At 55.7% G+C, this 12378-nt stretch carries 12 protein-coding genes; 5 read left to right on the top strand and 7 right to left on the bottom strand.

What is annotated here, in order from left to right; genetic code table 11:
• Window position 1: 1 nt before the first annotated feature.
• Entirely contained in the window at window positions 2-898 is an 897-nt protein-coding gene (locus CIP100161_RS09740) for an aminodeoxychorismate lyase (protein WP_155873974.1), read from the bottom strand.
• 95 nt (window positions 899-993) lie between these two features.
• Here CIP100161_RS09740 and ygfZ point away from each other — a divergent pair, with 95 nt between their 5' ends.
• Complete coding sequence (gene ygfZ / locus CIP100161_RS09745) at window positions 994-2055, top strand: CAF17-like 4Fe-4S cluster assembly/insertion protein YgfZ (protein ID WP_155874577.1); 1062 nt, start codon at window positions 994-996, stop codon at window positions 2053-2055.
• 221 nt (window positions 2056-2276) lie between these two features.
• Window positions 2277-2483: a DUF3073 domain-containing protein gene (locus tag CIP100161_RS09750; RefSeq protein ID WP_155873976.1), complete on the top strand. Its 207-nt coding sequence runs from the start codon at window positions 2277-2279 to the stop codon at window positions 2481-2483.
• A 128-nt stretch (window positions 2484-2611) separates the two neighbouring features.
• Here the strand turns inward: CIP100161_RS09750 and purM are convergent, their stop codons facing one another.
• Genes purM through CIP100161_RS09765 form a run of 3 tightly spaced genes read right to left on the bottom strand, consistent with a single transcriptional unit; the run spans window position 2612 to window position 5746 of the window.
• A complete protein-coding gene (gene purM, locus CIP100161_RS09755; protein ID WP_155873978.1) occupies window positions 2612-3676 on the bottom strand; it encodes a phosphoribosylformylglycinamidine cyclo-ligase in 1065 nt (354 codons plus the stop codon).
• A gap of 59 nt (window positions 3677-3735) precedes the next feature.
• Window positions 3736-5292 carry an amidophosphoribosyltransferase gene (gene purF / locus CIP100161_RS09760; protein ID WP_390884966.1) on the bottom strand — a complete coding sequence of 519 codons (1557 nt, stop codon included), beginning with the start codon at window positions 5290-5292 and terminating at the stop codon, window positions 3736-3738.
• Window positions 5293-5350: 58 nt separating this feature from the next.
• A complete protein-coding gene (locus CIP100161_RS09765; protein ID WP_155873980.1) occupies window positions 5351-5746 on the bottom strand; it encodes a sterol carrier family protein in 396 nt (131 codons plus the stop codon).
• A gap of 29 nt (window positions 5747-5775) precedes the next feature.
• Here CIP100161_RS09765 and CIP100161_RS09770 point away from each other — a divergent pair, with 29 nt between their 5' ends.
• Complete coding sequence (locus tag CIP100161_RS09770) at window positions 5776-6762, top strand: acyl-CoA thioesterase (RefSeq protein WP_155873982.1); 987 nt, start codon at window positions 5776-5778, stop codon at window positions 6760-6762.
• A 2-nt stretch (window positions 6763-6764) separates the two neighbouring features.
• On the opposite strand, the gene trhA is transcribed toward CIP100161_RS09770, so the two are convergent.
• A complete protein-coding gene (trhA, locus tag CIP100161_RS09775; RefSeq protein ID WP_155873984.1) occupies window positions 6765-7466 on the bottom strand; it encodes a PAQR family membrane homeostasis protein TrhA in 702 nt (233 codons plus the stop codon).
• Window positions 7467-7689: 223 nt separating this feature from the next.
• Between trhA and nrdI the strand changes: the two genes are divergently transcribed.
• Together nrdI and nrdF are read left to right on the top strand one after the other, a co-directional pair.
• Window positions 7690-8115, top strand: a complete 426-nt coding sequence (gene nrdI, locus CIP100161_RS09780; protein WP_155873986.1) for a class Ib ribonucleoside-diphosphate reductase assembly flavoprotein NrdI — start codon at window positions 7690-7692, stop codon at window positions 8113-8115.
• Window positions 8112-9137: a class 1b ribonucleoside-diphosphate reductase subunit beta gene (gene nrdF / locus CIP100161_RS09785; RefSeq protein ID WP_155873988.1), complete on the top strand. Its 1026-nt coding sequence runs from the start codon at window positions 8112-8114 to the stop codon at window positions 9135-9137. The genes nrdI and nrdF overlap by 4 nt, the downstream gene beginning before the upstream one ends.
• A gap of 599 nt (window positions 9138-9736) precedes the next feature.
• Here the strand turns inward: nrdF and CIP100161_RS09790 are convergent.
• Together CIP100161_RS09790 and CIP100161_RS09795 are read right to left on the bottom strand one after the other, a co-directional pair.
• The gene (locus tag CIP100161_RS09790) at window positions 9737-10207 is read right to left on the bottom strand and encodes a glutathione peroxidase (RefSeq protein ID WP_155873990.1); all 471 of its coding nucleotides are present in this window, start codon (window positions 10205-10207) and stop codon (window positions 9737-9739) included.
• Window position 10208: 1 nt separating this feature from the next.
• Window positions 10209-12338 (bottom strand): S9 family peptidase, encoded by a 2130-nt coding sequence (locus tag CIP100161_RS09795; RefSeq protein WP_155873992.1) that lies wholly within the window; start codon window positions 12336-12338, stop codon window positions 10209-10211.
• Window positions 12339-12378: the final 40 nt, after the last annotated feature.

Genomic DNA, 12378 nt, shown 5'->3' on the forward strand with positions numbered 1-12378 from the left:
GCTACGGTGCTGTCAGTGCTGCCTCGATCAGCTCGCGAATCTCAGATTCGTTGTCTGGTCGGGGCAGTTTTGTGTCATTTATCCGTCGCACCCTCGTGGCTCCTCGAACGGAGCTAATCAGCCACACACTATCGGCTTTTTCAGTGAGGTACACCTCGTCCATGTCTTTGAGTTTGCAGTTCCAGCCTTGGGCAGTGGCGTGATCAAAAAGCGCTGCTTGGGTGGTGCCTGGCAACACGTCGCCACCGGGGAAAGGACTACGGATTTTATTTCCGCGGAATGTCACCACGGTTGAAGTGGCTCCTTCTAATATGCGACTTTCTTCGATGAAGATGACGTCGTCAAAGCCTTCTTTTTTCGCCCACCGCAAGGCAGCCATATTTGAGGCGTAGTTCAGCGTTTTAGCTCCGATGACCACCCAAGGCACCGCGTTGCTGGTGTCGATGTGATAGCCACGTGGGGTAGTCATTACACGCACGCCTTTTTCCCGCTGTTCAAAGATAGAATCCGGCACCGCTGTAATGGTGAGCCACGCCGAGGGATGTCCGGTGCTGGCACGCCCACGGGTGTACGTCCATACGCATTTGGCGTCTCGCTCCGAGCGCTGAAACCATTTCTCTACCGCCATCGATGTGGCATGCAGCCAGTGGTCTAGGCGAGGCTCTGGCAAATCCAACAACGCCGCTGAGTCACGAAAACGCTGCGCGTGGCGTTCTAAATTGCATGCGCGACCGTGTCGGAACAGGATCGTCTCAAACACGCCATCGCCACGCGTTACTGCCGCATCGTCCCAGTACACCAAGGGCAGAAGGGGGCTGTGATCGCGCACCGATCCACCATAGGGCTCAACGGCAATGATGATCGGCTCATGCTTAGGTGAAGACGTGTCTGTCGCCATGTACTTCATTATGCCCGCTGAAGCGCACGCATTTGGGATGTACGATCTATTTTGTGACAAATCCTGAATCACTCGCTACATATTCCAGCCCCCTTTTGAGCCTGCCCGGTGCAGCTGAGCCTCAAGGCGGCAACGAGATTCCCGAATACACCGGTGTTGCTTGGCACTATGGTGACCCCCTAGTCGAGCAGCGTTATTTTGAACGCAGCGGCGGATTTGTTGATCGTTCGCATCGCGGCGTGCTCTGCGTCAGCGGCGAGGATGCAGCAGTTTTTTTGAATAATTTGCTGTCTCAAAAGCTCACTGATCTTCCTTCCTTGTGGGCTGGCGAGGCTCTTGATCTTGATATCCAAGGCCATATTGTCCATCACATGGAGATCATCGCTGCAGAGGGCGTGTTCTACGTACATGTTCCCGCGGCTCAGTTGGAATCCTTGCACACCTTTTTAACACGCATGATCTTTTGGTCGAAGGTCGCTATTGAGGTGACAGATGCGGCAGTAATTAGCGTTATCAGTGCTCGCAATCTTGATGCGCTTATCGACGCTCCCCTCCCCGAGGCATTAGCAATAAGTCCTGTCGTAGATTTTTCGTTGCCGCGTCGCGACGTGGTGGTTCCACGTGCCAGCCTTATGGCAGTAGCTGCTACTTTGCAAGAGCGTGGTTTCCATCCTGCTGGCATGATGGCTTATACCGCGGCACGAGTTCGTTCCCTCCAACCAGCGATGAGTTTGGACATGGATGCCACAACGATTCCTCACGAGGCGGCTTCGTTGATTGGGCGCGACGAGCACATCGGCGCGGTGCACCTAAATAAAGGGTGCTATCGCGGTCAAGAGACGGTGGGACGCGTAGAAAATCTGGGGCGTTCGCCACGAGTGCTCGTCATGGTACTTATCGACGGCTCCGCGCCGGAGCAGCCTCGGCCCGCAACGCCGCTTACCGTTGGTGGACGCACCGTGGGGTTCTTGGGCACCGTGGTGGATGATTTCGAGCTCGGCCCCATTGGTCTTGCGGTAGTGAAGCGTTCTGCGTTGAAGTCTGCCACTTTGCAAGCTGGCGACGATGTGGCGCTGAGTATTGACCCCGATTCTCTGCCACACGACGAAGGAGAGAAAGCTGGACGCGCAGCAATCAACAAATTGCGTGGACTGTAAGAAAATACTCTTCCTCATTGTGAGCTGCGAAAATACCCATGCGTAAAGTTTTAACTACGCCTTTGTTGGGGGAACAATTTCCGTGCGGTACACTTTCAGTGCGACAAATTGCTCCGTTTCGGGCTATTGTGTCTTATAGGAAAAAACACGTCGAATAAATAGCTAAATGGAGAAGCAGGCTTTCCCATCCCTTCTCCTGTTCACTCCAAGGGGGTCATGCCATGGGTCGCGGTCGCGCGAAGGCTAAACAGACCAAGGTTGCACGCCAGCTTAAGTACAACACGCCAGATATGGATTTGGACTCTCTGCAAAGGGAGCTGGCCCAGAAGTCCCCAAGTTCGAGCAAGAGCCACTCTGACTCTTATGTGGATGACTATGAGGACGTAGCCGACAAGTACGCCGATTATGGCGACTGGGAAGAAAAGTAGTTCTTCCCTAGCCTAGCTAAGTAAACCCCGAGTGCTACTCGGGGTTTACTTGTGCCACAAAAAGGAGGCTGGCCCAGCTACTAAAGTAGCCGCGCCAGCCTCCCCCGCTTTTAACGCGAGTTTTCGGCTTAGTAGCCTGGGTGGTTACCCGTCAGGATGACCGATGGTTCTTCGCCCTCGGTAGCGCGCACGGTACCCAGCTCCCACGCGTCAATGTGACGAGCAGTCAAGATAGCTAGTGCACGATCGCGATCCTTCGGAGCAACAACAGCAACCATGCCCACGCCCATGTTGAAGGTCTTTTCCATCTCAACCTGAGGGACCTGTCCGATGGTCTCAATGGTGCGGAAGATCTGGCCAGGGGTCCAGGTGGCACGAGAAAGCTCTGCGGTAAGGCCTTCTGGGATAACGCGAGCCAAGTTGCCGGCCAAACCGCCACCGGTGACGTGGCAGAAGGTGTGTACTTCGCACTCGTCGGCAAGCGCCAAGCAGTCCTTGGTGTAGATCTTGGTTGGCTCGAGCAGCTCCTCACCCAGGGTGCGGTCGAACTCCTCCATGTGGCCGTCGAGAGGCAAACCGGCCTTTTCTAGCAAGACGTGGCGAGCCAAGGAGTAGCCGTTGGAATGCAGACCAGACGATGCCATAGCGATCACGATGTCGCCGTTGCGCACGCGGTCTGGGCCGAGGACCTCATCTGCTTCGACAACGCCCACGGCGGTTGCGGAGACGTCGTAATGCTCAGGCTCCATCACGCCTGGGTGTTCTGCGGTTTCGCCACCGAGCAATGCACAACCAGCCTGGATGCAGCCCTCGGCGATGCCGGAGACAATTTGTGCCACGTGCTCAGGTACAACCTTGCCGATGACGATGTAGTCCTGCAGGAACAGTGGCTCCGCGCCACAGACAACGAGGTCGTCCACGCACATGGCAACGAGGTCGATACCAATGGTGTCGTGCTTGTCCATTGCCTGGGCGATAGCCAGCTTGGTACCCACGCCATCGGAACCGGCCGCGAGCAATGGCTCACGGTACTTACCAAGCGCGAATAGGCCGGCGAATCCGCCGAGGCCGCCGCGAACCTCTGGGCGAGTTGCTTTCTTGGCTAGAGGGGCGAAAAGCTCAACAGCTTTATCGCCGGCCTCAATATCCACGCCTGCGGCGGCGTAGGAAACGTTGTCGTTCTTTTCCGTCATGTGGGGGACCTTTAATCCTTATGTACGTTGGGGTGTAAGTAGAGTGTGCTGATTCGCAGCTAGTCGACGCTCGCGCAGGAGCTGCGCTTCATCGCGGATACGAGTTCGGCGTTTTTGTTTCCGGCAGGCATACCGATGGGATACTCACCATCAAAACATGCGCAGCATAGTTCAGCGCGAGGCTGTTGCGTGGCTTCGATCATGGCATCGGTGGAGACATAGCCCAAGGAGTCCGCACCAAGGGCGCTGCAGACCGACTGCACCACCTCGGCTTCGTTGTCACCGGTGACAGCGTTTGCGATCAGTTCGCCGGGACTTGCAAAGTCAATGCCGTAGAAGCATGGCCACTTCACAGGCGGCGAAGCGATGCGCACGTGAACCTCGGCGGCACCGGCCTCACGCAGCATGCGGATCAGGGCTCGCTGGGTGTTGCCGCGCACGATGGAATCGTCCACGACGATAAGGCGCTTGCCTTGGATGACCTCACGCAGCGGGTTGAGCTTGAGGCGAATACCCAGCTGGCGCAGGGTTTGCGACGGCTGAATAAAGGTGCGGCCAACGTAGGCGTTTTTCACCAAACCTTGACCGAAAGGAATCCTCGACTCTTGGGCGTAGCCGACCGCAGCAGGGTTGCCGGATTCTGGGACTGGGATAACAAGGTCGCCGTCGATAGGCGATTCTCGTGCTAGTCGACGGCCGATCTCCATGCGGGTTGCATTGACGTTGCGGCCATGAATCGTGGAATCAGGGCGAGCAAGATAGACATACTCAAACACGCACGTCTTGCGCTGTGGATGTGCGAAGCGTTCGCTATGAATGCCGGCGCCGTCGATAGCAACGAGTTCACCTGGCTCGATCTCGCGTACGAACGACGCGCCCACGATGTCGAGTGCACAGGTCTCCGAGGCAACCACCCAGCCGCGCTCCAGTCGACCAAGGACGAGCGGGCGCACACCCCACGGGTCGCGGGCTGCGTACATGGTGTGACCATCGGTGAAGGTCAAGCAGAACGCACCACGCATACGAGGCAGGAGTGCTCGGGCGGATTCGATCAAAGATGTACCCTCCGATACTCCGTGTGCCAGCAGGGCTGTCATCACATCGGAATCGGAGGGCTCAGTGTCAGGTTTTACCAAATCGTGCTCGGCGGCTTCTGCCATGAGCTCGAGGTAGTTCACCAGATTGCCGTTGTGGCACAGCGCCACATCGGTTCCTTCTGGGGTTACACGGAACATTGGTTGGGAGTTTTCCCACATCACTCCACCCGCAGTGGAATAACGGGTATGGCCGATGGCCACGTCGCCGCTGAGGGATTCCAAGGTAGGTTCGTCAAACACCTGGGACACAAGCCCCAAGTCTTTGAATACCACGACTTGATCGCCGTCACCGACGGCGATTCCCGCAGCTTCTTGTCCACGGTGCTGCAAGGCGAAAAGTCCAAAATAGGTGAGCTTGGATACTTCTTCGCCTGGCGCCCACACACCAAAAACGCCACATTCCTCGCGCGGAGCCTGTTCGCCGCGGTCGTCAAGGTCTGTCAACGTTGAGGGTACGGTAGTGGAATCAAACGGAAGATTGTCTTTTTGGGGCTGGTCAGTTTGTGCCACGCTGCCCATAGTAACGTGCATTGCCACGTTGCACTAATGCTTTAGATTTTGCACGCTTACCCCCGCGTTATACAGGGCCATGCTGATTAAGCGTCACCACGGGCAGCCAGTATGCGATCTCCCCTGCACGGGTGCCCGAAGCCGACACTTGCGGGTTGCCAGCGTAGGGATCCAACCCAGTAGCAAGCCGCAGCCACGCAAGCGGCGTGGTTTCTACAACATTGGGTGGGGTGCCGCGGGTGTGCCGTGGGCCTTCGATGCATTGCACGGCAACAAATGGCGGCACTCTGAGTTCCACGGAGTTGCCCGGCGCGAGCTTTTCGACGGTCCTTACGGTCAGGCGTACAGCTGTAGCGATGGCCATGCGTGGGGGCTTTTCGACGCTTTCCGGGTGTGCGATCCAATCGGCGATGGCGAGTACCGCTGCTCGTGTTTCTGCAGGATCTGGGGCTCGTCGTGCCATGTGCTTGTACCTCCGGTATTTTCTATTGCATGAATACACGCTCCCCTCACGTTACCCTTCGTTTTCTTGCTGCTCCCACCGATGTATTGATGGCTGGTAGCCATGGCGTGGGTGGTGGTCGTGTGTTGGAGTGGATTGATAAGGCTGCCTATGCGTGCGCGGTGCAGTGGTCGGGGACGTACTGTGTGACCGCGTATGTGGGCCATATTCATTTCACGCGTCCGATTCCGTCGGGGCACATGGTGGAGGTGCGCTCGCGAATTGCGATGACGGGGCGGTCGTCGATGCACATTGTTAATGAGGTGTTGTCGGCGGATCCACGCGAGGGTGTTTTTACTCGTGCGTGTGACTGCTTGGTGATTTTTGTGGCTAAGGATCCGGAAACGGGCGGGGCCATGCCGGTGCCGTCGTTTACGCCTGATGGTCCTGAGGAGCAGCGGGTGCTGGAGTCTGCGTTGTCTCGTATCGATCTGCGCAAGGCTATCGAGGAGGAGATGGAGAAGCAGACTTACGTTGGCCCTTCCGATGCGCCACGGCTGGTCACGCGCTTTTTGGCTAAGCCTACGGACGTGAACTGGGGCGGCAAGGTTCACGGTGGTACGGCCATGGAGTGGATCGATGAGGCCGGTGCCGCCTGCACAATGGAATGGTCTGGGGAGCATACGGTTGCGGTTTATGCTGGTGGTATCCGTTTTTATCGCCCGATTCAGATTGGCGATTTGATTGAGGTGGATGCGCGGATGATGCGTACTGACAATCGCGGCATGCAGATGTCAATTTTTGTGCGTTCCGGAAATCCTCGCGGCGGGCGCGAGGATCTTCATACTGCAATTCATGCGACGGTGAGTTATGTTGCGGTTGATATTGATGGCAATCCGCTGCCGGCGCGCCAGTTTGTGCCGCGTACGCAGGAGGATCTGCAGTTGGCAGAGCATGCCAATGTGCTGCGCGAGTTGCGCGCACAGTATTCCCCTATGCCGTTGATCGCACAAAAGACCACGCAGCGCATCGACTAAGGCTACGAGGCGTTGGGTATGACCACCATCCAGACAGAGACGAGGTGAACGATTGCGGCCACGATGGTAGCTGCGTGAAATACCTCGTGGTAGCCCATGATGGTGGCGTTTCTTCCTGGCCAGCGTAGGGCGTACACGATAGCGCCTGCGGAGTAAACAATGCCGCCGATAAACAGCAGCCATACCACGGCTGGGCCTTCGGCGTGCCAAAGTGCAGGGATCAGTGGGGTTATCAGCCAGCCTAAAGCGATATAAATGGTGGCCGCTAGCCAGCGCGGGTGGGTGATCCACACCATGCTGAGGATGAGTGCACCTGCGGCTCCTGCCCATGCAAGGTAGAGCACCCAGAGCGATTGCGGGAGGGCGATCAGGCATAGGGGCGTGTAGGTTGCTGCAATGAATATTGCAATGGTGGCGTGGTCGGCGCGACGCCACCACGCAACTGTTTCGGGGGTTTTCCAGCGGCCGCGGTGATATGCGGCGGATACACCAAAGAGGGCTACTACCCCGATGGCGTAGATCAGTACGCCGAGCGCCTGTGGCCAAGGGCGGTAAATGAAGGCAAAGGTGGACAGTACTGAGCCTGAGACGAGGGCACACCATGCGGCCACGAGGTGGAACCAGCCGCGGGTGATGGGGCGGGGGCCGCGGTCGTAGAACCATCGGCGATATTCGACCATCTGGGTTGGCGGTGCTGCGGTCATTGGCATTCCTCTCGTGGCGGTGAGACTGCGAATGTATGTGAATCCAAAACCTACCACTGCGTAGGTTTCCACGCCACGCCCCACGGTCGTGCACGCGGTTTTCTTTTGCGGCCACTGTGGCGTACATTGCGATCATCGCCAAAAGTTCAATGCTTTGAACTTTTGGTTGTGTGGTGCATCATTTCCACACACCGCCCCACAAAAACACCGCAAGGAGGCCACAGTGGAAGCGTCGACAAACCCGCAGGTGATCTACTTCTCCTCAGTGTCGGAAAACACTCACCGCTTCATCCAAAAAACCAAACTCACCCACCAACGCATCGGGCTCCGCACCCGCGACAACCCCATCATCGCAACAGGCCCCTACGTGCTCATCACCCCGACTTACGGAGGAGGTGACCTCGCCAAAGCCGTACCCAAACAAGTGATCAAATTCCTCAACGTCGAACAAAACCGACACTTCCTCAAAGGCGTGATAACCAGCGGAAATCGCAACTTCGGACCCGCCTTTTGCTTCGCCGGCACCACCATCGCACACAAATGCAAGGTGCCCGAAATCCATCGATTCGAACTACTCGGCACCAACTCCGATGCCCGCCACGTCCACGACACCGTGATCGCCATACTCAACGAAAGGACCACCAAATGAGCTACATCGACAACTCCATCACCCCGCCACAATGGCTACACAACCCCACCACCCCACTGCGCCCCATCAACTGGAATCGCACCCAAGACGCAAAAGACAACGAAGTGTGGCAGCGCCTCACCGCAAACTTCTGGCTACCAGAAAAAGTGCCACTATCCAACGACCTCCCTACCTGGCGCACCATGACACCCGTCTACCGCGAGCTTGTCACCCGCACCTTCACAGGGCTTACGCTGCTTGACACACTCCAAGCAAGCGTCGGCGAAATCAGCCAAATTCCCGACGCCCACACCGAACACGAACAAGCCGTCTACGCCAACATCGCCTTCATGCAGGCCGTCCACGCCCGCAGCTACTCCTCAGTGTTTAGCACCATGTGCTCCAGCACGGAGATCGACGACGCCTACACCTGGGCCGTATCCAACCCCCTTCTCCAGCGCCGCGCCACCCGCGTCATCGAACACTACTACGGCGACGATCCCCTCAAACGAAAAGTCGCTTCCACGCTGCTCTCTTCTCTACTCCTCTACGCAGGCTTCTACCTGCCACTTTGGCTATCAACACGCGGAAAACTCATGAACACCGCCGACATGATCCGCCTCATCCTGCGCGATAAAGCCGTCCACGGCTACTACTCCGGATATAAATATCAACGCGGGCTCGAGCTCAAACCCGAACGCGCCAATGAAATGGCAGAGTTCACCTACTCGCTTTGCGACGAACTCCTCGAGATGGAAAAGGCCTACACCGCCGACCTCTACGTCCCAGCCGACCAAGCCAATGCCCTAGAAGGCCTCACCTTGGACGGCGTGATGTCTTTTGTGTACTACAACGCCGACAAAGCACTGATGAACCTAGGCTACGAGCCGGCATACGAAGAACAAGCAGCACACGTAAGCCCCGAAATTATTGCGGCCTTAACCCCAGAATCCAATGAAACTCATGACTTCTTCTCGGGGTCCGGTTCTGCCTACATCATCGGAACCGCGGAAGAAACCACGGAAGAAGACTGGGACTTTTAGCAGGTCAACACATATATACCTACTCTCAAGCATATTGACAGCAAACTCCAATACCGCCACATTAACCCCACCGTTCACAGTCACATGACGTGCGAAGACGCAGGTCAGTCCCGTGATCCAGCAACTCAGCAGACATCACAGAGTTTTGCCAGAGAACAGCATTTATGCAGGTAGAAGGGTTTTTGACGAGAGTGGGGCTCCCCTTGCATCACCATCGGATTGGGTGCACACTAGGAGACATCAACAGCGCAAGTTGTTGAGGGAATATAGAAGAAGCATTCGGGAAGGAGAGGTTCATTGACAGCTAACTCTCGGGTTGAGGTTTGTAGCTAAAACCGCAATCCATATACGCCAGCGGGCTTATAAGGATCATGCTTGTTGTTGAGGGACTCCGAGTATGAACACCATAAACCCCATTGGACCCATAGTGATTCAATACCGGCCATCGAGGATAGGCGTTGAGGGGCGCAGATCTTTACAGGCTGAATCAACATCCACTGGCGTAACCTTTCTGAGGCATCTTTCCTTTGGGATTGAGGGACATAAAGGTGGGCTGATAGCAATTGCTATCAGCCCACCTTTATGTTTATAACCCGTAATTAAATAGGGAGATACTCTTCTAGCACGTTGATGATCTTCATATCATCAGGATCCAGCGACGGCGCAAAACGACCTACTACCTCACCGCTTGGTGCCACCACGAACTTTTCAAAGTTCCACTCAATATCTGGGCCATCGCCTTTGAGTTTCTTATACAGCTCGATGGTGTTCGGTCCGTTCACGTCCGACTTAGCCAAAAGCGGGAACCGCACCCCAAACTTTTCTTCGTATCGACGCGCCACCTGAGCATCCTTGCCAGGTTCTTCCTCCCCAAACTGGTTACAAGGAACACCAATCACAAAGAAACCACGCATAGCGTAATCCTCGTAGAGCTCCTCGAGAGTCTCCAGCTGCGGGGTGTACCCGCACTCTGATGCAGTGTTCACGATCAACAAACAATGACCAGCCCACTGATCCATCGAGGTTTTCTCTCCGTTAATCAGCGTGACCTCGGTATCAAAAATATTCATCCTAGGATTCCTTTCCGGTTGCTTGATGGCACAGCCAAGCATATTCAAACGCGGTCTGCTTCCACTTCTCATAACGGCCCGAAACACCACCGTGACCAGCAGACATCTCCGTCTTAAGCAAGAACTGTCCACCCGTTGCCGTCGCACGCAACTGTGCAATCCACTTAGCCGGCTCAACGTAGAGCACACGAGTATCATTGAGCGAGGTCACCGCCAAAATGTTGGGGTATGCCTTTGCCTCAATGTTTTCATAAGGTGCATAAGAGGCCATGTAGTTATACACCTCGACATCATGCAGCGGGTCACCCCACTCATCCCATTCCGTTACCGTCAACGGCAACTCCGGCATCAACATCGACGTCAATGGGTCTACGAAAGGCACCACAGCCTCAATCGCTTTGAAACGATCACCCGCCATGTTTGCCACCGCACCCATGAGCATGCCGCCAGCAGACCCGCCTTCTGCCACCAACATCTCAGAAGTGGTAACCCCATACTCGATCAGGTAATCAGCTACCGCAATGAAGTCCGTAAACGTGTTCTTCTTCGTCACAGTCTTGCCAGTGTCATACCAGCCACGGCCCATCTCACCACCACCGCGCACATGGGCGATAGCAAATACCATGCCGCGATCCATCAAAGATAGCCGCGCTATGGAAAAACCTGGGTCGATCGAAGACTCATAAGAACCATAGCCATACAACAGCGTAGGGTTCGGCTTGCTCAGATCAAGATCAGAGCGATGAATCAACGACACGGGGATACGCACACCGTCGTGAGCCTCAACCCACAGTCGCGACGCCGTGTAATCCTCCGCGTTATAGCCACCGACAACCTCCTGCTCCTTGAGCAAGGTGCGTCGCCCATCAGCAATCCAATAATCAAACACCTGGCTTGGCTGCGTAAACGACACATACACCATGCGCACCACAGGGGTGTCCCACTCAGGGTGTCCGCCCACACCAACCGTGTAGAGCTCTTCGTCGAAAGTAATCTCTTCAAAAACACCAAAGCCATCAGCAGACAACTGCATCACAGCTGCGCGACCGATCGCCCCCGAGCGATACGCCAACACAATGTGATCACGGTACGTGTCCACACCCTCGATTCGAACATCATCACGGTGTGGCACCAAAACCTCGAGAGAATCAAGAGAAATCTCCTCGTCGGTGACCGGAGTCCAGCCCACCTCAAAGTTCGGGCCAGCAGCATTGTGCGTCACAATCCATGTATCGCAACCGGCAACAACAGCATGGTCAATGTCATATTCCACGCCCGCTTTTCGTGGCAGCACACAACGGAACTCCCCCGTAGGATTATCCAGATCTAAGACCCAGATCTCCGACGTAATCTTCGAAGCCGACTCAATCATCAAAAAACGCTCCGAGCGAGTAGCACCCACACCCGTGTTAAAACGCTCATCGGCCTCATGGAACACCTGCACATCCGTCGCCGGATCCGTGCCAATCTTATGCCGCCATACCGAATCCGGACGCCACGCAGCATCAACGCGCTGGTAGAACAAGTATTCCTCGCCAGCCCACGTGGCACCATAGAACACATCGGGGATCTCATCAACAAGATGTTCACCCGTTGTCAAGTCTTTGACCCGCAGGGTAAAACGCTCATCACCTTCAGTGTCAACCGAATAAGCAAGGTAACGCCCTGATGTGGTCACCGTCGAAGCACCTAAAGCAAAAAACTCATGACCTTCGGCCAACTCATTGGCATCAAGGATGATCTGTTCCCCCGCAACCGGCTCCCCTTCAGGAATAGTCGGCGGTACCCACGCATCCGCGCCTTCGCTCACCGGAATACGGCAAGAATAGCCGTAGCTCTTCCCTTCCTCGGATCGACCGTAATACCAAAAATCACCAGCACGCTGTGGAACAGACATATCTGTTTCCTTCACCCGCGACTTAATCTCGTGATAAATATTGTCCTTTAACTGCGAAAGGTGCGCAGTCTGCTGCTCAACAAAAGCATTCTCTGCCTCGAGATACTGGATCGTCTCCGGATTCTCCTTATCCCGCAACCACTCGTAGTTATCTACGAAATCAATCCCGTGGTGGGTACGAGTAATGGGACGGACTGGAGCTACCGGAGGTAGGACATTGTGAGATTCACGCATGGTAACGATCGTAGCCGATAGCGAAAATGTAGCCCCGAAA

Source organism: Corynebacterium rouxii (genome assembly GCF_902702935.1).
Taxonomy (GTDB): domain Bacteria; phylum Actinomycetota; class Actinomycetes; order Mycobacteriales; family Mycobacteriaceae; genus Corynebacterium; species Corynebacterium rouxii.

What these genes read in the sequence shown, in the direction of transcription:
- CIP100161_RS09790 (WP_155873990.1), bottom strand. Translation starts at nt 10,207, where the DNA reads ATGAATATTTTTGATACCGAGGTCACGCTGATTAACGGAGAGAAAACC.
- CIP100161_RS09795 (WP_155873992.1), bottom strand. Translation starts at nt 12,338, where the DNA reads ATGCGTGAATCTCACAATGTCCTACCTCCGGTAGCTCCAGTCCGTCCC.
- purM (WP_155873978.1), bottom strand. Translation starts at nt 3,676, where the DNA reads ATGACGGAAAAGAACGACAACGTTTCCTACGCCGCCGCAGGCGTGGAT.
- CIP100161_RS09740 (WP_155873974.1), bottom strand. Translation starts at nt 898, where the DNA reads ATGGCGACAGACACGTCTTCACCTAAGCATGAGCCGATCATCATTGCC.
- CIP100161_RS09770 (WP_155873982.1), top strand. Translation starts at nt 5,776, where the DNA reads ATGAATACACGCTCCCCTCACGTTACCCTTCGTTTTCTTGCTGCTCCC.
- CIP100161_RS09750 (WP_155873976.1), top strand. Translation starts at nt 2,277, where the DNA reads ATGGGTCGCGGTCGCGCGAAGGCTAAACAGACCAAGGTTGCACGCCAG.
- purF (WP_390884966.1), bottom strand. Translation starts at nt 5,292, where the DNA reads ATGGGCAGCGTGGCACAAACTGACCAGCCCCAAAAAGACAATCTTCCG.
- trhA (WP_155873984.1), bottom strand. Translation starts at nt 7,466, where the DNA reads ATGACCGCAGCACCGCCAACCCAGATGGTCGAATATCGCCGATGGTTC.
- CIP100161_RS09765 (WP_155873980.1), bottom strand. Translation starts at nt 5,746, where the DNA reads ATGGCACGACGAGCCCCAGATCCTGCAGAAACACGAGCAGCGGTACTC.
- nrdF (WP_155873988.1), top strand. Translation starts at nt 8,112, where the DNA reads ATGAGCTACATCGACAACTCCATCACCCCGCCACAATGGCTACACAAC.